This window comes from Bradyrhizobium sp. CCBAU 051011, assembly GCF_009930815.1.
GTDB lineage: Bacteria > Pseudomonadota > Alphaproteobacteria > Rhizobiales > Xanthobacteraceae > Bradyrhizobium.
In genome coordinates this window covers 329,308-349,943 of record NZ_CP022222.1, presented here as the reverse complement: position 1 = coordinate 349,943, position 20,636 = coordinate 329,308, and the positions used below count along the sequence as shown (strand labels likewise).

Here is a 20,636-nt window from a genome sequence, read left to right as displayed (position 1 = left end):
GCCGGGCCGGACTGGAACACCATGAAACTTCGCGATCTCTTCAGCGATGACGCGGCGATCGAGCCGCAGGCGGAAGCTGTCGATGTGAAGGGCCTCAGCTTCGACAGCCGCGCGGTGAAGCCGGGCGACCTGTTCTTTGCGCTCGCCGGCAGCAAGACCGACGGCTCGCGCTTCATCGATTCGGCAATCGCCGCAGGCGCGGTGGCGGTAGCGGCTGACCGTGCCTCGTCAGACCGGCGCGTGCCGTTCCTCGTCACGCCAAATCCGCGCCGCGCGCTGGCGCTGGCGGCGGCGAGATTCTATTCGCGTCAGCCTGCGACGATTGCGGCGGTGACCGGCACCAGCGGCAAGACTTCGGTGGCGGCGTTCACGCGGCAGATCTGGGAACGGCTCGGCCACGCTTCCGCCAGCATAGGCACCATCGGTCTGGTATCGCCAAAACGCACGGTCTACGGCTCGCTGACGACGCCGGACCCGATCGCGCTTCACAAGCAGCTCGACGAGATCACGGGCGACGGCGTCACGCATCTCGCCTTCGAGGCATCCTCGCACGGGCTCGACCAGTTCAGACTCGATGGCGTCCGCATCGCCGCCGGCGGTTTTACCAATCTGTCGCGCGACCACATGGACTACCATCCGGATGAGGCGCATTACCTCGCTGCCAAGCTGCGGCTGTTCCGCGATCTGATCGCGCCTGGTGGCGCGGCCGTGATTTCGGCCGATCATGATTGCTCGCCGCAAGTGATCGATGCGGCGCAGGCGCGGGGCTTGCGTATCATTGCCGTCGGCGGCAATACCGATGGTGACGGCGAAGGTATCCGCCTTGTCGGTGTCACCGTCGAAGGATTTGCGCAGAACCTCGCGCTCGAGCATCGCGGGCGCAATTACACGATCAAGCTGCCACTGGTCGGCGAATTCCAGATCGAGAATGCGCTGGTTGCAGCGGGGCTCGCAATCGGAACCGGCAGCGATCCGGCCGAGGTGTTCGCAACGCTCGAACATCTCGAAGGCGCCAAGGGGCGGCTGGAGCGGGTCGGCGAATACAACGGCGCGCCGATTTTCGTCGATTACGCGCACAAGCCGGATGCATTGGCGAAGTCGCTGCAGGCGCTGCGGCCTTATGCGAAACGCAAGCTGATCGTCATCTTCGGCGCCGGCGGCGACCGCGACGCGGGAAAACGCCCGATCATGGGCGCGATCGCGGCCGAGAATGCCGATCACGTCATCGTCACCGACGACAATCCGCGCAGCGAAAATCCGGCTGCGATCCGCGCCGCCATTCTGGCCGAAGCGAAGGGCGCAACCGATATCGGCGATCGCACCGAGGCGATCAGGGCAGGGATCGCGGCACTGCAGCCCGGCGATGCGCTGTTGATCGCCGGCAAGGGCCACGAGACCGGGCAGATCGTCGGCGACAGGGTCTTGCCGTTCAGTGATCATGAGGCGGTGGCGACCGCGCTCGCAGCGAGGGTGGTATGAGCGCTACGCCATTGTGGACGGTTGCCGAAGTTGCGCGCGCGCTGGGGCTGTCAGGTGAATTCCCCGGCACGCCGATTGATTTCGTCACGCAGGACAGCCGCCTGGTGAAATCGGGCAGCCTGTTCGTGGCGCTGAGCGGCACGCCAAGCGGCGGTTTCATCTCCAGTTTCGCCAGCGCGCGCGATGGCTGGGAGTTTGCCGACAAGGCGGAGGCGGCCGGCGCGGTGGCAATGATCGTTCCGCATCGAATTGCCGGCGTGAGCGTTCCTCAACTGGTCGTGAAGGATACGCTGATTGACGGGCTTTGGACGCTCGCGCGCGCGGCGCGGGCGCGCTTCAACGGTCCGGTGATCGGCCTGACCGGCAGCGCCGGCAAGACCAGCACCAAGGAATTCCTCGCCGCCTATCCGAATGCCTACGCGAGCCCGAGCAGCTTCAACAATTTCTGGGGCGTGCCGCTGACGCTGTGCAATGCCAGCCCAAGCGCGAGCGTGTGGGTCGTCGAGATGGGCATGAACCAGACCGGCGAGATCGCGCGGCTGAGCGAACTGACAAAGCCGACGGTGGCGCTGGTGGTGAACGTGCAGCCGGTGCATCTGGAAAAGCTCGGCAGCCTGGAAGCGATCCGGCGCGAGAAGGTGAGCATCGCGCAGGGCCTGCCCAAGGACGGCGTGCTGGTGTTGCCTGATGATGTCGCGGCGCCGGAATGGAACGGCAAGGTCGTTCGCTTCGGCGAAGCCTCCGAGGTGCGGGAACTGAAGCACACGCCCGAGGGCGAGAGCTGGAACGTTGCCGTTCAGGTCAACGGCAAGCCGATCGAATTCGGCCTGACGCCCGGCGCGCCGCACCGCCTGCAGAATGCGCTCGCCGCGCTGGCGTCGATCCATGCGGCCGGGCTCGATCCGGCGGCGCTGGCGAAAGAACTCGGTCATGTCGGCATCATGACCGGCCGCGGCGTGGAACAGTCGGCCAATGGTGTCATCGTGATCGACGACAGTTTCAACGGCAACCCCGCCAGCATGGTGGCCGCGCTCGGCAGCCTGAAGGCGCGGCCGGTGAAATCTGGCCGGCGCATCGCTATTCTCGGCGACATGCTGGAATTGGGTGCTGATGCGCCCGCCTATCACGTGAAGCTCGCGGCAGACCTGCCTGATATCGACGGCATCTACTGCGTCGGTCCCTTGATGCGTCATTTATATGATCTCGTCCCGGCGGAGCGGGCGCTCGGCTGGCATGAAGATCCGGCCACGCTCGATCCCCAACAAATCGCCGCATTGCTGCGGGACGGGGACGTGGTGGTGGTCAAGGGCAGCAAAAAGATGTTCTGGGTGAACAAGTTTGTGCCCCGCCTGCTGGCCGCCTTGCAGGCAAAGGCGTAGACTGGCCGCACCCGGCTGCCGTTGCTTCCACGAGAGGCGATTCGTCAATACCCCATGCATGACCAGGATTTGCTTGGTTTGAGGATGAAAACGATTATCAAGGCGCTCCCGGAACGAAGACGTTCCCGGAGCGCTTCCCTCCAAAGACGGCGCAACCAAGCCGCGTGATAGGGCCTACCTGAATGTTTTACTGGCTGATCGAGCTTTCCAACACCGTTCCCGGTTTTGGCATCTTCCGCGGCGCGCTGAACGTATTTCGCTACATCACTTTCCGTACCGGCGGGGCGATGGTGACGGGCGCACTGTTCGTGTTCCTGTTCGGGCCCTGGATCATTGATCATCTGCGACTCCGGCAAGGCAAGGGCCAGCCGATCCGCACCGACGGCCCGGCATCCCACCTGATCTCCAAGAAGGGTACGCCGACAATGGGCGGGCTGATGATCCTTTCCGGCCTTGTCGTCTCGACGTTGCTGTGGGCCAACCCGCTCAACCCCTATGTCTGGATCGTGCTGGCGGTGACGCTCGGCTTCGGCTTCGTCGGCTTCTACGACGACTATCTGAAGGTGACCAAGCAGAGCCACAGCGGCTTCGCCGGCAAGCTGCGGCTTTTGATCGAGGCGGTGATTGCGCTTGTGGCCTGCTACGCGCTGGTGCGGCTCGGCCGCGATGTGACATCGACGTCGCTCGCGATTCCCTTCCTGAAGGACGTCGTGATTAATTTCGGCTGGTTCTTCGTGATCTTCGGTGCCTTCGTCATCGTCGGCGCCGGCAATGCGGTGAACCTGACCGACGGTCTCGATGGGCTTGCCATCGTGCCGGTCATGATCGCCGCCGCCAGCTTCGGCATGATCTCCTATCTGACCGGCAACGCGGTGTTTTCGGATTATCTGCAGATCCGATATGTCGCCGGCACCGGCGAGCTTGCAGTGCTGTGCGGCGCGGTGCTCGGCGCCGGTCTCGGCTTCCTCTGGTTCAACGCGCCGCCGGCCTCGATCTTCATGGGCGATACCGGCTCGCTCGCGCTCGGCGGCATGCTGGGGGCGACCGCGGTGGCGGTGAAGCACGAGATCGTGCTCGCCGTGATCGGCGGCCTGTTCGTGCTGGAAGCGGTCTCGGTGATCGTGCAGGTGACCTCGTTCAAGCTGACGGGAAAACGCGTGTTCCGGATGGCGCCGCTGCATCATCATTTCGAGCAGAAGGGCTGGACCGAGCCGCAGATCGTGATCCGGTTCTGGATCATCTCGGTGATGCTGGCGCTCGCCGGCCTTTCCACGCTGAAGCTGCGGTGATGTTCTTGGGGAGTTTTTCTATCAACCGTCATTCCGGAGGCCGCGAAGCGGCAATCCGGAATCTCGAGATTCCGGGTTCGATGCTGGCGCATCGCCCCGGAATGACGTGTGCCGCATGATCCCCGTCACGTCATTCGCAGGCAAGACGGTCGCCGTCTTCGGTCTCGGCGGTTCCGGCCTTGCGAGCTGCCACGCGCTGAAGGCCGGCGGCGCGGAGGTGATCGCGGGCGACGACAGTGCCGACAACGTCGCCAAGGCGGCGCAGGCCGGTTTCACCACGGCCGATCTGCGCACGGTGTCGTGGTCGAACTTTTCCGCGCTGATCCTGACGCCCGGCGCGCCGCTCACGCATCCGGCGCCGCATTGGTCCGTGCTGATGGCGCGGCAGGCCGGCTGCGAGGTGATCGGCGACATCGAACTGTTTTGCCGCGAGCGCCGCCGTCATGCGCCGGACGCGCCGTTCGTCGCCATCACCGGCACTAACGGCAAGTCGACCACGACCGCGCTGATCGCGCATCTGATGAAGGTGGCAGGCTACGACACCCAGATGGGCGGCAATATCGGCACCGCGATCCTGTCGCTGGAGCCGCCGCGGATGGGGCGCGTGCATGTGGTCGAGATGTCGTCGTATCAGATCGACCTCGCGCCCTCGCTCGATCCGTCCGTCGGCATTCTCCTCAATGTCAGCGAAGACCATATCGACCGCCACGGCACGCTGGAGCACTACGCTGCCGTGAAGGCGCGGCTCGTCGCCGGCGTGCAGCCGCAGGGCACCTCGATCGTGGGCGTCGATGACGGCTGGTGCCGCAACATCGCCGATCGCCTCGATCAGTCTGGCAAGCGCGTGGCGCGGATATCAGTGAAGAACCCGCTGCCCGACGGCGTCTACGTCGAGCGCGAAACCATCGTGCAGGCGTCCGGCGGTGCGCGCCGCGAGGTCGCAAGGCTGGGCGGTATCGGTTCGCTGCGCGGCCTGCACAACGCGCAGAACGCGGCCTGCGCCGCGGCCTGCGCGCTCGCAATGGGTATCTCGACCGATACGCTGCAAAACGGCCTGCGCAGCTTTCCGGGTCTGGCGCATCGCATGGAGCAGGTCGGCCGCCGCGGCAACGTGCTGTTCGTCAACGACTCCAAGGGCACCAATGCCGATGCCGCCGCGCACGCGCTGTCTTCCTTCGCCGATATTTACTGGATCGCCGGCGGCAAGCCGAAGCAGGGCGGTATCACCGGCCTCACCGAATACTTTCCGCGCATCCGCAAAGCCTATCTGATCGGCGAGGCCGCGCAGGAGTTTGCGGGAACGCTGGGCGAACGCGTGCCGCACGAGATTTCGGAAACGCTCGATGTTGCGGTGGCCAGCGCCGCGCGCGATGCGGAGGCGTCGGGGATTGCCGATCCCGTGGTGCTGCTGTCGCCCGCCTGTGCCTCGTTCGACCAGTACCGTAATTTCGAAATCCGCGGCGCCGCGTTCCGCGATCTCGTCACGGCGCTGCCAGGCGTGAAGCCGGTGGTGTGATGGCAATCTCATCATTCAAATCGGACAGAAAATTTTCCATATTTAGCTACGAAGCAAGTCACGGACTCCTATTGCTTAGAAGCGGGAAGACGAACGAGCATCACACACGCATCGATGTGCTGGTCCGGGACGTGCGCGCTATGGAGATCCGCTCTTGGTTCGAAGGCTTCGAAATCGTGGAGGAAGATCGAGAGTACCTGCGCGAGTTTCGCAGCAACCCGATTGAGATGATCGAGCCTGGGAATAAGGTTTACGCCCTGCGGGGAATCGGGTGGCGAGGGTTTATCGTTGCAGGAATCCTGCTCGCCCAGGAAGACGACGGCGAATACATGGATCGGAGCCCACTTCTCGGCCCACCACTTCCGGACATCAAGCCGGTGTGAGAGCCGATCACCGTTCAGCGAAGGCGGGCGCCCCGGTATTCCGAACCGTAATTGAGCGCGACGAAACCCATCGGTTCCCTTAGTAATCGGAGGATGGGTATCGCGAAGCGAAACCCATCCTCCAAGGCTAGGACCGGAAAGAGGGCAATTCCGATGCAGGTTGCCATGATCCCCTTTACAGACCGCGATAGCGGAGATGAAGCTTTCGCTTTGGTCCGCGTCGAAGGTGAGATCGTCGGACTTGCACTGTCTCTCAGACAAAACGGCGATATTGAAGTCTTTTTTGGCAGGCAAGAATTGGGACAACTGATCGAGGCGTTGCAGAACGCGCAAGCAGCGCTGCCGGGTGTCAAGCCGGTGGCGTGAGGATGCCGATGGCGTAGGATGGGTAGAGCGCAGCGAAACCCATCGCTGCGGTACCAGATTGATGGGTTCGCTTCGCTCTATTCATCCTACTCGTTCGAGGGCGTCGCAAATGGCAGTTCATGTTCCCTCACGCAACCTTGCTGCCTTTGCGTTTGCTTTTATTTCAACGACCTTTGCGCTTCACCTCGTCGCAGATGCGGCTTCGCCGGTGCCCGACGGCGTGTCTCTCAGCGAGTCGACGATCACGTGGAGCACCGTCAAGTACGCGACCTCCGCGGAGAACGGATTCGTCGACGGGTCGCTCGACAAGCAGACCATCGTCGATCGCACGTTCAAGACCCACGTGCTCGAGAACCGTTATCTGAAGGTAACGCTCGTCCCGGAATTTGGCGGCCGCATTCTTTCCATCATCTACAAGCCGACCGGCCACGAACAACTTTATCGCACGGAGGTTGGTGTGCCCTACGGGATGAACGCCGGCAATTTTTATTACGACTGGCTGATGGTGTATGGCGGCATCTTCCCGACGTTCCCCGATGCCGAGCATGGCAAGGCGTGGCTGAAGCCGTGGGATTTCAAGGTCGTAAAGGCGAGCGCCAGCGAAGTGACGGTGTCGATGTCGCTCAAAGATGATTTCGCGTATTCCGCCGCGCCAGGGCGTTTCCTGAAGGGGGCGACAGGTATCGAAGCGACTTACTACGTCACGCTGAAAGCTGATCGCGCCGCGCTCGATGCGCGGGTAGTGTTGAAGAATCCGCACGATAAGGCGGTCGAGTACGAGTACTGGACCTGCACGACGCTCGCACCAGGATCGGACCCGAAGAATCCCAAGACAACCGGCGACGCCGAAATCATCGCGCCGATCGAGGCCTACACCACGCCCGCCTGGTCGGCCAATCTGTCCCGCGGCGATGAGAGCGCAGGCACGGGCAGGAGCCGTTTCGAAAAGCTGCGCCACTTCAAGAACTGGCCGACCATGGGCATCGCGTACGCGGCGCCCGATATGCAGGGCGGGAATTTCTGGGGTGTGATCAATCACGACAATGAAGAGGGGATCATCCGGATCGCGGACAATACGGTCACGCCGGGCCTAAAGATGTGGACGTGGGGATTTTCGTCGTTCGCGAACGAAACCGACGTCCGCAAGGATCCGAGCGAAGCGCGGCCTTACGTCGAATTGTGGGCGGGCGTGTCGGACCAGTTTTTCCATCGCGCCAGGCTTCCGGCACGGGGCGAAGTGTCAATTCCTGAAACCTACAGCCCGACCGTCGGCATGAGCAACGTGACACATGCGAACGAGAATATCCTGATCAATTTGTCAGCCGCGGCAGCGGGCGTGCATCTTCAGTTCTTCAGTATCGAACCGGCAACGCCGTTGCGCGTAACGTTGAAACGCGGCGATGCAATATTGTTCGACGACGCCGTGAAAGCCGACCCGAAGAACGGAAATCGCATTTCCGCGACGATCCCGGCCAGCGGCAGCGGTGAACAGGTGAAGCTCACGATCAGGACCGCGGAAGGCAAAGAGCTGATCGCGGCGGAGACGAGAGTAAAGTAATTGACCGTAGGATGGGTAGAGCGCAGCGAAACCCATCATCTTTCGCCAACGCAATTGATGGGTATCGCTTCGCTCCACCCATCCTACGAACTGTCGTCACCCGCGAAAGCGGATGACCCAGTATTCCAGAGACGCCGGTAATCGAACGGAGAAGCCGCGGCGTACTGGATACCCGCCTTCGCGGGTATGACGACTTTTAGTTGGACGCGACCGAGTTCTATCTAAAAAGTTACCCATCCCATTAACCCCCCATAAACCATCCTGCTCCACCAATGGGCATACCTCTGCCATTTGGGGACGCCCATGCTCCACCGTGACCAACGCACCCCGTTTTCGGACTGGTGGTGGACCGTGGATAAGCTGCTGCTCGGCGCGATCATGGCGCTGATGCTGGGTGGCGTGATCCTGTCGCTGGCGGCGAGCCCGCCGGTGGCGACCCGGATCGGGCTCGATCCCTTCCACTTCTTCAGCCGGCACATGCTGTTCCTGGTGCCGTCTCTGCTAGTGCTGGTCGGGGTGTCGTTCCTGTCGTCGAAGCAGATCCGCCGGTTGGCGCTACTGGTGTTCGTGGTGAGCGTTATCCTGATCGTCGCGACGCTGGTCTTCGGCGCCGAGGTGAAGGGATCGCGGCGCTGGATCACGCTGCTCGGCGTCAACATCCAGGCGTCCGAATCCGCCAAGCCTGCCTTCGTCGTGATGGCGGCGTGGCTGTTTGCGGAATCGACCAAGCGGCCGGAAATGCCGGCGACCTCGATGGCGATGGCGCTGCTGTTGATGCTGGTGGCGCTATTGGTGATGGAGCCGGATTTCGGCCAGACCATACTGATCCTGATGGTGTGGGGCGCGCTGTTCTTTATCGCAGGCATGCGGATGATCTGGGTGGCCGGCCTTGCCGGCGCGGCCGCCGCCGGATTGTTCAGCGCCTATCTGCTGGTTCCGCACGTCGCGGGCCGCATCAAGCGTTTCATGAATCCGGCCTCCGGCGACACCTTCCAGGTCGACATGGCGATGGAAGCGTTCTGGAACGGCGGCTGGTTCGGGCTCGGGCCCGGCGAAGGTATCGCCAAGCGCAGCCTGCCGGACAGCCACACCGACTTCGTGTTCGCGGTGGCCGCGGAAGAATTCGGCATCATCCTCTGCCTGGCGCTGGTTGCGTTGTTTGCCTTCGTCGTGATCCGCACGCTGACGCGCGCCTATGCCAGCGAGGACATGTTCGCGCGCTTTGCGGCCTCGGGGCTCGCGATCCTGTTCGGCGTGCAGGCGGCGATCAACATGGCGGTGAACCTGCAACTGATCCCGGCCAAGGGCATGACGCTGCCCTTCATCTCCTATGGCGGCTCGTCGATCATCTCGCTGGCCTATGGCGTCGGCATGATGCTGGCGCTGACGCGGCAGCGTCCGCGCACCGAGGTGGAATCGATGAACGCCGCCGGCGTGGCGCGCGGATACGCCTGAGGGCGTGACTAGCGCCGCGGCGTCAGCTATTTGAAGCCATGGACAATGCGCCTCTCATTCTGCTGGCCGCCGGGGGTACCGGCGGCCATCTGTTTCCGGCCGAAGCGCTCGGCGTCGAACTGATCAAACGTGGCCTGCGCGTGCGGCTCGCCACCGATGCCCGCGCGCTGCGCTACAGCGGGCTCTTTACCCGCGACAATATCGACGTGGTGCCGAGCGAGACCGTGCGCGGCCGCAATCCCGTGTCGCTGGCGCGCACCGTCATCACGCTCGGCTATGGAACGGGCGTCGCAATCAACCTGGTGAGGCGGCTAAAGCCCGCGGCCGTGGTCGGCTTCGGCGGCTATCCGACGCTGCCGCCCTTGATCGCGGCACGGCTGCTTGGCGTACCCGCCATCATTCACGATGCCAATGCCGTGCTCGGCCGGGCCAACCGCTTTCTCGCCGGCCGCGTCAACGCGATCGCGACCTCGCTGCCGGGCGTGCTCGATCGCGATCCCTCGCTCGCGGGAAAGGCCACGACTGTCGGCACACCGATGCGCCCTGCGATCCTTGCCGCAGCCGCGGAGCCGTTCGCGTCGCCCGAACCGAACGGGCCGCTGCGTCTTCTGGTGATCGGCGGCAGCCAGGGCGCGCGGGTGATGAGCGACATCGTGCCGCCAGCCGTCGAACGGCTCGAGCCGGTGCTGTGGAGCCGCTTGGTCCTGACCCAGCAGGTGCGCGAGGAAGACATGGCGCGGGTGCGCGCGATCTATGACCGGCTCAAGATCAAGGCTGAACTCGCGCCGTTCTTCACAGACCTGCCGGCGCGGCTGGCGTCCAGCCATCTCGTGGTCTCGCGTTCCGGCGCCGGCACCGTGGCGGAACTCGCCGCGATCGGCCGGCCCTCGATTCTGGTGCCGCTGCCCGGTGCGATCGACCAGGACCAGTTCGCCAATGCCGGCGTGCTGGCCAAGGTGGAGGGCGCCTTGCGGATCCCGCAAGGCGAATTCACGCCCGATCGGCTCGCGGCCGAAATCTCCGCCTTTGCCGCCGAGCCCGCCCGGCTGACCGCAATGGCTGAATCCACCCGCCAGGTCGGCAGGCTCGACGCTGCCGAACGGCTGGCCGATCTGGTGATGAAAACCGCCGGAATCTAGGCGGTTGTCCGCAAAATAGCCCCTTGTCAGCGCCTTCGAAAGCGGGGCATCCATTACTCCGCGGCGCCTGATTTGATCCTCGGCCTCGCGGAATGCTGGATCATCCGTTCCTGTGTGCAATTGCGCACAAGGCGGATGATGACGACAGGGAACACTTCATGAGACTGCCGCGCGAGATCGGACCCATTCACTTCGTCGGGATCGGCGGCATCGGCATGAGCGGCATCGCCGAGGTGCTGGTCAATCTCGGCTACATCGTGCAGGGTTCGGACGCCTCCGAGAGCGGCAATGTCGCCCGGCTGCGGGAGAAGGGCGTCAAGGTCTCGGTCGGCCACAGGCCAGAGAATGTCGACGGCGCCGACGTCGTCGTGGTCTCGACCGCGATCAAGCGCGACAATCCCGAATTGATGGCGGCGCGCGCCCAGCGCATTCCGGTGGTGCGCCGCGCCGAAATGCTGGCAGAACTGATGCGGCTGAAAAGCTGCGTCGCCATCGCCGGCACCCACGGCAAGACCACGACGACCACGATGGTCGCGACCCTGCTCGATGCCGGCGGTCTCGATCCGACCGTCATCAACGGCGGCATCATCAACGCCTACGGCTCCAATGCGCGGCTCGGGGCGGGCGACTGGATGGTGGTCGAGGCGGACGAGAGCGACGGCACGTTCCTGAAACTGCCGTCCGATGTCGTGATCGTCACCAACATCGACCCCGAGCATCTCGATCACTTCAAGACATTCGAGGCGATCCAGGAGGCGTTCCGTAATTTCGTCGAGAACGTACCGTTCTACGGCTTTGCGGTCATGTGCACCGATCATCCCGTGGTGCAGAGCCTGGTCGGCAAGATCGAGGACCGCCGCATCATCACCTATGGCGAGAACCCGCAGGCCGACGTGCGGCTGGTTGACCTGACGCCGAACGGCGGCGGGTCGACATTCAAGGTCGTGTTCCGCAACCGCAAGACCGACGCCACGCGTGAGATCGCGGATCTCATGCTGCCGATGCCGGGGCGCCACAACGCCTCGAACGCGACGGCGGCGATCGCGGTGGCGCATGAACTCGGCATGTCCGACGACGCGATCCGCAAGGCGATCGCAGGTTTTGGCGGCGTCAAGCGGCGCTTCACCCGGACCGGCGAGTGGAACGGCGTTACCGTAATCGACGATTACGGCCATCACCCCGTCGAGATCGCGGCTGTTCTTAAAGCGGCACGTGAATCCACCAACGGCAAGGTCGTCGCCGTGGTGCAGCCGCATCGCTACACCCGGCTGCAGTCGCTGTTCGAGGAGTTCTGCACCTGCTTCAACGATGCCAATGCGGTTATCGTCGCCGAGGTCTATCCGGCCGGCGAGGCGCCGATCGAAGGTATCGACCGCGACCATTTCGTCACCGGCCTGCGCGCCCACGGCCATCGCGAGGTGATCCCGCTACCGGGTTCGGCGGAGCTGGCAAAAATCGTTCACGGCCTCGCAGGCTCTGGCGACCTCGTCGTGTGCCTCGGCGCCGGCAACATCACGCAATGGGCCTACGCACTGCCCGGCGAACTGAAGGCGTTGGGGTGATGGGCTCATCGCTCTCAGTTTCGTCATGGCCGGGCTTGTCCCGGCCATCCACGTCTTTAGGTCGCGATGGTATCGAAAAGGTCGTTCCAATCCGGATTCATGGCGACGATCTTCCGAACTTTCCAGGCCCGGGGCCAATGCTTGATGTTGTGTTCGCGCTGGATGGCGTCTCGGATGTCGTCGAATTGCTCGAAATAGACCAATCGTTTCAAACCATATCGCTTGGTGAAGCCGTCGACGAATCCCGAGCGATGTTCGAATATCCGGCGGACAAGATCGCTTGTCACCCCAACGTACAGGATGCCGTTCGGTCGGTTCGTCAGAATGTAAACATAGCCGCCTGCCATGCGGATAGTCTGCAAGACGTGGATGGCCGGGACAAGCCCGGCCATGACGAGTTGAGAGAGTTCGCATGACCTTTCCCGACATCACGCATGATCTGAAAGCCGCAATGCCGCAACTGCGCGGGCGGTTGCTCGCAAACCAGTCGTTGGCGGAGTTGACCTGGTTTCGCGTCGGCGGGCCGGCGCAGGTGCTGTTTACGCCGGCGGATGAAGACGATCTCGCCTACTTCTTGAAGCTGCTTCCGAAGGAGTTGCCGGTCTATGTCGTCGGCGTCGGCTCCAACCTGATCGTGCGCGACGGCGGCATGGAAGGTGTGGTGATCCGCCTGTCGCCACGGGCGTTCGGCGAGACCAGAGCCGAGGGCGACGTCGTCAGCGCCGGCACGGCCGCGCTCGACAAGCGCGTGGCGGAAACGGCGGCGGCTGCCACGATCGGCGGCATGGAATTCTTCTTCGGCATTCCCGGCACGATCGGCGGCGCGCTGCGGATGAATGCTGGAGCCAATGGCAGCGAGACCAAGGACGTGCTGCTCGATGCTGTCGGCATCGGCCGCGACGGCACCAGGCATGTCTTCTCCAATGCCGACATGAAGTTCGTCTATCGCAACAGCGGTGTCGACACTTCGGTCATTTTTACCTCCGCGCGTCTTCGCGGGCAGATCACCGACGCTGAAACCATTCGCGCGCGGATGAACGAGGTGCAGAATCACCGCGAAACCGCTCAGCCGATTCGCGAAAAGACCGGCGGCTCGACCTTCAAGAATCCGCCCGGCAACAGCGCCTGGAAACTGATCGACGCCGCCGGCTGCCGGGGCTTGCGCGTCGGCGGGGCGCAGGTGTCGGAAATGCACTGCAATTTCCTCATCAACACCGGCAACGCCACCGGCCATGATATTGAAACCTTGGGCGAAACCGTGCGCGAGCGGGTTAAAGCGAATTCGGGCATAGAGCTACATTGGGAAATCAAGCGGATCGGGATTCCCGCATAGTCGTCATTCCGGGGCGCGCGCAGCGCGAACCCGGAATCTCGACACAGTATTACGGAAAGAGATTCCGGGTTCGATGCTTCGCATCGCCCCGGAATGACGGACAGGTAGAGGCTGATGCGGACAACCATTCTCTTCGGCGGCACCAATAAAGAGCGACTGGTTTCGGTGGCGAGCGCGCAGGCGCTGCACCGCGCCTTGCCGGAAGCCGATCTCTGGTTCTGGCATGTGGCGGATACCGTTCATGAGGTCGATTCGAAGGCGTTGCTAGAGCATTCGCGTCCCTTCGAGGATGAGTTCAAGCCGGCCAACCGCGGCATCGCGCTCGAGGCGGCGCTGGACAAGGCCAAGGCCGAGGATCGAGTGTTGGTACTCGGCCTGCACGGCGGCCGGGCCGAGAACGGCGAGCTGCAGGCGATGTGCGAAATCCGCGGCATTCCCTTCACCGGCTCCGGTTCGGCGTCGTCGAACCTCGCCTTCGACAAGACCGCGGCGAAACGGTTTGTGGCGATTGCGGGGGTTGCAACGCCGGACGGCGTCGCCCTGGAAAACCTTGACGCGGCGTTTGCCGATTACGGCAGGCTGATCGCAAAGCCGGCGCGCGACGGTTCGAGCTATGGCCTGATCTTCGTCAACGCCAAGCAGGATCTCGTCGCGGTCCGCAACGCCGCCAAGACCGAGGAATATCTGATCGAGGCGTACATCGCGGGCGTGGAAGCGACCTGCGGCGTGCTGGAGCAATCGGATGGGACAACAATGTCGCTTCCGCCGATCGAGATTGTCCCGGAGGAGGGCGCCTTCGATTACACGGCGAAATATCTGCTGAAATCGACTCAGGAGATCTGCCCGGGGCGCTTCTCGCCTGAAATCACGGCGCAACTGCAGGATCAGGCGCTCCGCGCGCACAAGGCGCTGTCTTGCACCGGCTATTCCCGAACCGACTTCATCGTCTCGGAGAGGGGGCTGGTCTATCTGGAAACCAACACCTTGCCGGGCCTGACCGCGGCCTCGCTCTACCCGAAGGCGCTCAAGGTCCAGGGGATCGAATTTCCGGATTTTTTGCGCGATCAGATTGCCTTGGCCGAACGGCGCGCCCGCGGCCGGACTTGACTGTCCCGGCCGGGAGTTAACGGGGAACCGGGGGCTCGACCACTAAAATTGTTTCAAAATCCTAACAGTTGAGCGGCAAACTACTCAAAAGACGTATCAAAACGCACCCGCACCCCCGCGTTTTTACACTTTGTTTACCAGTAAGTCCGAAGGTTAACGCTGGCGGCGCATGTGGCGCTTGGCTGCCGGGGTGTGCGCTGTTCCGACTTCAGGTCAGCACTTAAGTCCGGCACGGCCGAGACGTCATCTGAGCCAAGACTCGCGAAGACCCGCAAAAACGCTTGCGGGAACAACACTTGGACAGGCTCGTGCAATGGATGGTGCAGGACGCCTCACGCGGTCGGTGAGATCGGTGGGGCCCCAGGCTGACCTGAAAGCAGCCGCTATTGGAGCGGTCGTGCTGCTGCGCGAGTGGCTGGGCCGTCGCGCCCGTGCCCGGACCTCGGCCAAACCTGTGATTGATCGCGAGCCATCGAATCGCATGGTCCGTCTGGTCGAGCGCTACCTTCCGAATCGCCTCGGCGTCGCCTTGACCGTCCTGATGCTGCTCGGCAGCGCCGGCTTTGGCATCGTCAAGGGTGGTCACCTCGACGCATTCACGACCGCGCTCAGCGACACGCGCAATGCGCTGGCCAATTCGGCCGGCTTCCGCATTACCGAAGTCATCATCAATGGCCGCAGGCAATTGAGCCAGGACGAGGTGCTCGCGATCGGCGGCGTCAATGGCCGCTCCTCGCTGCTGTTCCTCGATGCTGCTACCCTGCGCGACAAGCTCAAGGCCAATCCGTGGATCGCTGATGCGACCATTCTGAAGCTCTATCCCGGCCAGTTGCAGATCGACCTCGTCGAGCGCACGGCGTTCGCGCTGTGGCAGCAGGGTGGCCGGCTGTCCGTGATCTCCGACGACGGCGCCGTGCTGGAGCCCTATGTGTCGCGCCGCTTCGTGACGCTGCCGCTGGTGGTGGGAAAGGGCGCCGACCTCAAGGCCCGCGATTTCCTCGCGCTGCTCGACCGATACCCGCAGGTTCGCGCGGTCACCAAGGCCGCGATCCTCGTCGGCGAGCGGCGCTGGAATTTGCGGCTGAAGGACGGCCTCGACATCCGCCTGCCGGAAAACGACGTCGGCAACGCGCTGGCCATGCTCAGCAAGCTCGACAAGGAAGACCGGCTGTTCTCGCGCGACATCGTTGCCGTCGACATGCGCCTGCCTGATAGGCTCACGGTGCAATTGTCGGAAGACGCGGCGAAGGCCCGCGAAGAGCTGTTCAAGGACAAGAAGACCAAGAAAAAGCCCGGTGATTCAGCATGACCGGCCTCGATCGCAACCAGACCCCGAAGACGCGGCCCGTCGACCACAAGCGCACGGCGCTGGTGGCCTCGCTCGATATCGGCACCAGCAAGATCGCCTGCATGATCGCGCGGCTGAAGCCGTCGCCGCCGAGCGAGGCGCTGCGCGGCCGCAGCCATGCGGTGGAATTGATCGGCTACAGCCAGATCCAGTCGCGCGGCGTCAAGGCCGGCGCGGTGATCGATCTCGCCGAATGCGAGCAGGCGGTGCGCCAGGCGGTGGCGCTGGCCGAACGCATGGCCAAGGTCCGCGTCGAGTCGGTATTGCTGTCGGTTTCCGGCGGCCGGTTGCAGGGCCAGCTTGTTGAGGCTGCCGCCGATATCAGGGGCGGCGCGGTCACCTCCGACGACGTCACCCGCGTGACTTCCACCGGCATGCGCCACGCCACCGGCGAGGGGCGCACGGTGCTTCACGCGCTCCCCGTCGGCTATGCGCTCGACGGCGTCAAGGGCATCCGGGACCCCCGCGGCATGGTGGCCCGGCAATTCGGCGTCGACATGCAGGTGGTGACGGTGGATGCCACCGTTGCCCGCAATCTGATGCTGGTGGTCGAGCGCTGCCATCTGAACGTCGAGGCCATGGCGGCGAGTCCTTATGTCGCAGGCCTGTCGGTGCTGACCGACGACGAGGCGGATCTCGGCGCCGCCGTGGTCGAAATGGGCGCAGGTTCGACCACGATCGCGACCTATTCCGGCGGCCGGTTCGTCCATGCGAGCGGTTTTGCGCTCGGCGGCCAGCACGTCACGATGGATCTTGCACGCGGCGTCGGCGCATGCATTGCGGATGCCGAGCGAATCAAGACGTTATATGGCACCGTGCTGACCGGCGGGTCCGATGCGCGCGAGCTGATGTCTGTACCGACTGCGGGCGAGGAACACGATGCGCCGCAGATCGTCTCGCGCGCCACGATTGCCAACATCGTCCGGCATCGCGCGGAGGAGATTTTTGAAATGGTCCGGGACCGGCTCGCGGATTCCCCCTTTGCGGCAGAGCCGAGGGCGCGGGTTGTGTTGAGCGGCGGCGCCTCCCAGCTCACCGGCACCGTGGAACTCGCCGCCCGCATTCTCAACCGGCCGGTCCGCATCGGCCGTCCGCTCGGCTTCGGCCGGCTGCCCAACGAGGCCAAGAGCGCCTCGTTCGCGGTGCCCGCAGGCCTCCTAGTCTATCCGCAATACGCTCATCTGGAACACGTCGAACCGCGGCATACGCGGCAGCTCAGGACAGGGACTGACGGCTATTTCGGAAAGGTCGGACGATGGCTTCGCGAGGGCTTCTGATGACCGGTCCAATGACCAAACGATTTTCACCAAATCCCGCGGCCGTCGGCCGGGGCGAACCAACGCGCGCGTCGTAGGAGAGGCAACCATGGCACTCAATCTGACCCCCCCTGACATCAGCGAGCTGAAACCGCGGATTACCGTCTTCGGCGTCGGTGGAGCAGGCGGCAATGCCGTCAATAACATGATTACTGCCGGGTTGCAGGGCGTCGATTTCGTCGTCGCCAACACCGACGCGCAGGCGCTGACGATGTCGAAGGCCCAGCGCATCGTGCAGATGGGCACCCAGGTGACGCAGGGCCTCGGCGCGGGGTCCCAGCCTGATGTCGGCGCGGCGGCGGCGCAGGAAGTCATCGACGAGCTGCGCGACCACCTCTCGGGCGCCAACATGGTGTTCGTCACCGCCGGCATGGGCGGCGGCACCGGCACCGGCGCAGCGCCTGTGATTGCCAAGACCGCGCGCGACATGGGCATCCTCACCGTCGGCGTCGTCACCAAACCGTTCCACTTCGAAGGCCAGCGCCGCATGCGCACCGCCGAGTCCGGCATTGCCGAACTGCACAAGGTGGTCGACACGCTGCTGATCATCCCGAACCAGAACCTGTTCCGGGTCGCCAACGAAAAGACCACCTTCGCCGACGCCTTCGCGATGGCCGACCAGGTGCTCTATTCCGGCGTCGCCTGCATCACCGACCTGATGGTGAAAGAAGGCCTGATCAACCTCGACTTCGCCGACGTCCGCGCCGTGATGCGTGAGATGGGCAAGGCGATGATGGGCACCGGCGAGGCGACCGGCGAGAAGCGTGCGCTGACCGCGGCGGAAGCTGCGATCGCCAACCCGCTGATCGACGATTCATCAATGAAGGGTGCGCGCGGCCTCTTGATCTCGATCACCGGCGGCAAGGACCTGACCCTGTTCGAGGTCGACGAAGCCGCCACCCGGATTCGCGAGGAAGTCGACCAGGACGCCAACATCATCGTCGGCGCCACCTTCGACGAATCGCTCGACGGCATCATCCGCGTGTCCGTGGTCGCGACCGGCATCGACCAGTCGCAGATCGCGCGCAACGCGAGCACCCCTGCTGCCGCTGCTGGCGCTGCCCCGGCCGCCGCTACCCCGGCTTCGCCGGACAACCGGTTGGCCGAACTGACCGCTCGCCTGCGCGCCGATAATGCGCGTCTGGCCGAGCGCGCCCAGAAGCTCGAGCCGACGGCTGCGCCGCAGATGATCGCTCCGGCTCCCGCACCGGGCGCTGCGCCGGCCCCGCGCGGCAATGTCGAGCGCGCGGCGCTCGCCGCGATCGCCGCGGCGGTCGCGCCGGAACCTGCCGCCGCTGCGCCGATCCAGCCGGCCTCCTATGGCGATGTCACGGTTCGCCCGATTGCGCAGAAGCCGTCGCTGTTCCCGGACCACAAGGAAGCCGCTCGCGTCGAGCCCGAGCCGTCGGCGCCCGAAACCTTCATCCCGCAGGCCGCCGAACGTCCGCCGGTCCGCACGCCGCGGATGCCGAAGTTCGAGGATCTCCCGATGCCGGCGCAGGCCGAAATCCGGCAGGCCCGCGGCGAGGCAGAGGAAGAGCATCCGCAGAAGTCCAAGCTGTCGCTGTTGCAGCGGCTGGCCAATGTCGGCCTCGGCCGCCGCGACGAGGAGAACGAGCCGCCGATCGCGGCGCGTGCCTCCGGCCCGGCAATGGCGCCGCTGCCGCCGCTCCCCGAGCGCAAGCCGCAGCGCACCGTCGCCCAGCAAATGGCGAATCACGACCCGGTATCCGAGTACGCAAAACGGCCGGCGCCGCAGGGGCTGGACGTTCATGGCCGCCCCGCACCTGTTGCCTCGGCGCCACAGGGAGACGACCATCTTGATATCCCGGCCTTCCTGCGAAGGCAGGCCAACTGAGCTTTGTAACAATTGAGGCGACTCGCAAGGCCCCGGCTGACCTCGCCGGGGCCTTTCTCTTTGGAACGGTGGGTGTTTCTCTAACCAGCTGATTTTAAAGAATTAATTATGCTTTTAGTGCTCAAATGTCACAGTTGGAACCGGAGGCGGCCGTGCCGGAATTTGGTTAACCCTTGGCGTGAATGCGGCAGAGATAGGGTAACAATCCGTAAAGAAGCGTGAGTTGGCGACCTTTGGGAAATGATTATGGTCTGCCGTGACTTGGGGATGCCTAGAACGCGAATCGGCGCTAGCGCGCGGTTCCTGTCTTTAGGTTAAGTCGGGTAGTGGGCAGTTATCGATGAAATTCAGCCGCCAAACGACGCTTCGTGCGCAAGCCACCGTAACGGGCGTTGGCGTTCATTCCGGTTTACCTGTCAGCCTGACGCTTGGACCTGCTCCCGTGGATGCGGGTTTTATTTTTGTCCGCACCGGCCTCGATGAGGCTGACCGCGAAGTTCCCGCGATCGCGGAATCCGTTACCGCCACCGATTTTGCCACCGTTCTCGGCGACCGCGAGGGCCCGCTGGTTTCCACCGCCGAACATGTCCTCGCTGCCTTGCGCGGCATGGGAGTCGATAACGCCATCATCGAAGTCGACGGCCCCGAAGTTCCGATCATGGACGGCAGCTCGGCTGCCTTCGTTGCCGCCATCGATCAGGCCGGCATCGTCACCCAGTCGGCCTCCCGCCGCTTCATTCAGGTGCTGAAGCCGGTCCAGGTCGCGATCGGCGACAGCTTTGGCGAGCTACGCCCGCATGCCAACGGGTTCCGTGTCGAGGTCGAGATCGACTTCGCCAACCCCGTGATCGGCCGCCAGAATTATTCGATCGATCTCAGCCCCGAAAGCTTCCGCCGCGAGATTTCCCGCGCCCGGACCTTCGGCTGCATGAACGACCAGGCGCGGCTCTGGAGTGCCGGCTTTGCGCTCGGCGCTTCCTTTGAGAATACGGTGGTGTTCGACGATACCCGCCTGCTCAACCCCGAAGGCTTCCGCTTCAGCGACGAATGCGCCCGTCACAAGGTGCTGGACGCGGTCGGCGATCTTACCCTGGCCGGTCTGCCGCTCCTCGGCGCCTATCGCTCGGTGCGCGGCGGCCACAAGCTGAACCACGCCGTGCTGACGGCCCTGCTGGCCGATCGCAGCGCCTGGCGGGTGGTCGATGCTGAGCCGGCACGCCGTCCCCGTAGCCATGTCGAGGCAGGCGCGGGCATGGTGGGCGGCATGATCGCCCCGGCCTACGGCCCGGACGTTTCCTGAATCTCCGTCTTTGTAATATCTTTGAATTTCTGAGCCGTTTTGCGCCGCATGGGCGCATTTTCCGTAATAACCACAATTGGTAACGAGGCAGGCGAGCCGCCTTAATCCGGGCGAATTGGCTGCGTATTCGGTTGGTCGAGAACCATTTTTCGGCTAGAGAGGCCAGCGGCTGCACGAAGTGCGCCACGGGCCTTGAAGAATTGGGCACCAAACGCATTGAGTTCGGGGAATGGGCACGGGGAATATGA

General features: G+C 63.9%; 17 protein-coding genes. 16 read left to right on the top strand and 1 reads right to left on the bottom strand.

What is annotated here, in order from left to right:
- Positions 1 to 21 precede the first annotated feature (21 nt).
- The 10 genes from ACH79_RS01675 (at position 22) to murC (ending at position 12,126) form a co-directional block, all read left to right on the top strand.
- Positions 22 to 1,479: a UDP-N-acetylmuramoyl-L-alanyl-D-glutamate--2,6-diaminopimelate ligase gene (locus ACH79_RS01675; RefSeq protein ID WP_161849463.1), complete on the top strand. Its 1,458-nt coding sequence runs from the start codon at positions 22 to 24 to the stop codon at positions 1,477 to 1,479.
- Entirely contained in the window at positions 1,476 to 2,858 is a 1,383-nt protein-coding gene (gene murF, locus ACH79_RS01670) for a UDP-N-acetylmuramoyl-tripeptide--D-alanyl-D-alanine ligase (RefSeq protein WP_161849462.1), read from the top strand. The genes ACH79_RS01675 and murF overlap by 4 nt, the downstream gene beginning before the upstream one ends.
- Positions 2,859 to 3,040: 182 nt before the next feature.
- The gene (mraY, locus tag ACH79_RS01665; protein ID WP_161849461.1) at positions 3,041 to 4,147 is read left to right on the top strand and encodes a phospho-N-acetylmuramoyl-pentapeptide-transferase; all 1,107 of its coding nucleotides are present in this window, start codon (positions 3,041 to 3,043) and stop codon (positions 4,145 to 4,147) included.
- A 115-nt stretch (positions 4,148 to 4,262) separates the two neighbouring features.
- Positions 4,263 to 5,663 (top strand): UDP-N-acetylmuramoyl-L-alanine--D-glutamate ligase, encoded by a 1,401-nt coding sequence (gene murD, locus ACH79_RS01660; RefSeq protein ID WP_161849460.1) that lies wholly within the window; start codon positions 4,263 to 4,265, stop codon positions 5,661 to 5,663.
- Positions 5,663 to 6,046: a hypothetical protein gene (locus ACH79_RS01655; protein WP_161849459.1), complete on the top strand. Its 384-nt coding sequence runs from the start codon at positions 5,663 to 5,665 to the stop codon at positions 6,044 to 6,046. The genes murD and ACH79_RS01655 overlap by 1 nt, the downstream gene beginning before the upstream one ends.
- Positions 6,047 to 6,199: 153 nt before the next feature.
- Positions 6,200 to 6,412 (top strand): hypothetical protein, encoded by a 213-nt coding sequence (locus ACH79_RS01650; RefSeq protein WP_161849458.1) that lies wholly within the window; start codon positions 6,200 to 6,202, stop codon positions 6,410 to 6,412.
- Positions 6,413 to 6,521: 109 nt separating this feature from the next.
- A complete protein-coding gene (locus ACH79_RS01645; RefSeq protein ID WP_161849457.1) occupies positions 6,522 to 7,970 on the top strand; it encodes a DUF5107 domain-containing protein in 1,449 nt (482 codons plus the stop codon).
- Between the two features lie 303 nt (positions 7,971 to 8,273).
- Complete coding sequence (ftsW, locus tag ACH79_RS01640; protein ID WP_161849456.1) at positions 8,274 to 9,425, top strand: putative lipid II flippase FtsW; 1,152 nt, start codon at positions 8,274 to 8,276, stop codon at positions 9,423 to 9,425.
- 38 nt (positions 9,426 to 9,463) lie between these two features.
- On the top strand, positions 9,464 to 10,564 hold the full coding sequence (gene murG / locus ACH79_RS01635) for an undecaprenyldiphospho-muramoylpentapeptide beta-N-acetylglucosaminyltransferase (RefSeq protein ID WP_161849455.1): 1,101 nt from the start codon (positions 9,464 to 9,466) through the stop codon (positions 10,562 to 10,564).
- 158 nt (positions 10,565 to 10,722) lie between these two features.
- Positions 10,723 to 12,126, top strand: coding sequence for a UDP-N-acetylmuramate--L-alanine ligase (murC, locus tag ACH79_RS01630; protein ID WP_161849454.1), 1,404 nt, complete (start codon positions 10,723 to 10,725; stop codon positions 12,124 to 12,126).
- Between the two features lie 56 nt (positions 12,127 to 12,182).
- Here murC and ACH79_RS01625 read toward each other — a convergent pair whose 3' ends face one another.
- A complete protein-coding gene (locus tag ACH79_RS01625) occupies positions 12,183 to 12,518 on the bottom strand; it encodes a GIY-YIG nuclease family protein (protein ID WP_161849453.1) in 336 nt (111 codons plus the stop codon).
- 20 nt (positions 12,519 to 12,538) lie between these two features.
- Here ACH79_RS01625 and murB point away from each other — a divergent pair, with 20 nt between their 5' ends.
- The 6 genes from murB (at position 12,539) to lpxC (ending at position 20,388) form a co-directional block, all read left to right on the top strand.
- Entirely contained in the window at positions 12,539 to 13,459 is a 921-nt protein-coding gene (gene murB / locus ACH79_RS01620) for a UDP-N-acetylmuramate dehydrogenase (protein ID WP_161849452.1), read from the top strand.
- Positions 13,460 to 13,573: 114 nt separating this feature from the next.
- On the top strand, positions 13,574 to 14,566 hold the full coding sequence (locus ACH79_RS01615) for a D-alanine--D-alanine ligase (protein WP_161849451.1): 993 nt from the start codon (positions 13,574 to 13,576) through the stop codon (positions 14,564 to 14,566).
- Between the two features lie 313 nt (positions 14,567 to 14,879).
- Positions 14,880 to 15,875 (top strand): cell division protein FtsQ/DivIB, encoded by a 996-nt coding sequence (locus ACH79_RS01610; protein WP_161849450.1) that lies wholly within the window; start codon positions 14,880 to 14,882, stop codon positions 15,873 to 15,875.
- Complete coding sequence (gene ftsA, locus ACH79_RS01605) at positions 15,872 to 17,191, top strand: cell division protein FtsA (RefSeq protein WP_161849449.1); 1,320 nt, start codon at positions 15,872 to 15,874, stop codon at positions 17,189 to 17,191. Before ACH79_RS01610 ends, ftsA begins: the two co-directional genes overlap by 4 nt.
- A gap of 88 nt (positions 17,192 to 17,279) precedes the next feature.
- Entirely contained in the window at positions 17,280 to 19,088 is a 1,809-nt protein-coding gene (gene ftsZ / locus ACH79_RS01600) for a cell division protein FtsZ (protein WP_161849448.1), read from the top strand.
- A gap of 340 nt (positions 19,089 to 19,428) precedes the next feature.
- Positions 19,429 to 20,388 carry a UDP-3-O-acyl-N-acetylglucosamine deacetylase gene (gene lpxC, locus ACH79_RS01595; protein WP_161849447.1) on the top strand — a complete coding sequence of 320 codons (960 nt, stop codon included), beginning with the start codon at positions 19,429 to 19,431 and terminating at the stop codon, positions 20,386 to 20,388.
- The last annotated feature ends 248 nt before the right edge of the window (positions 20,389 to 20,636 follow it).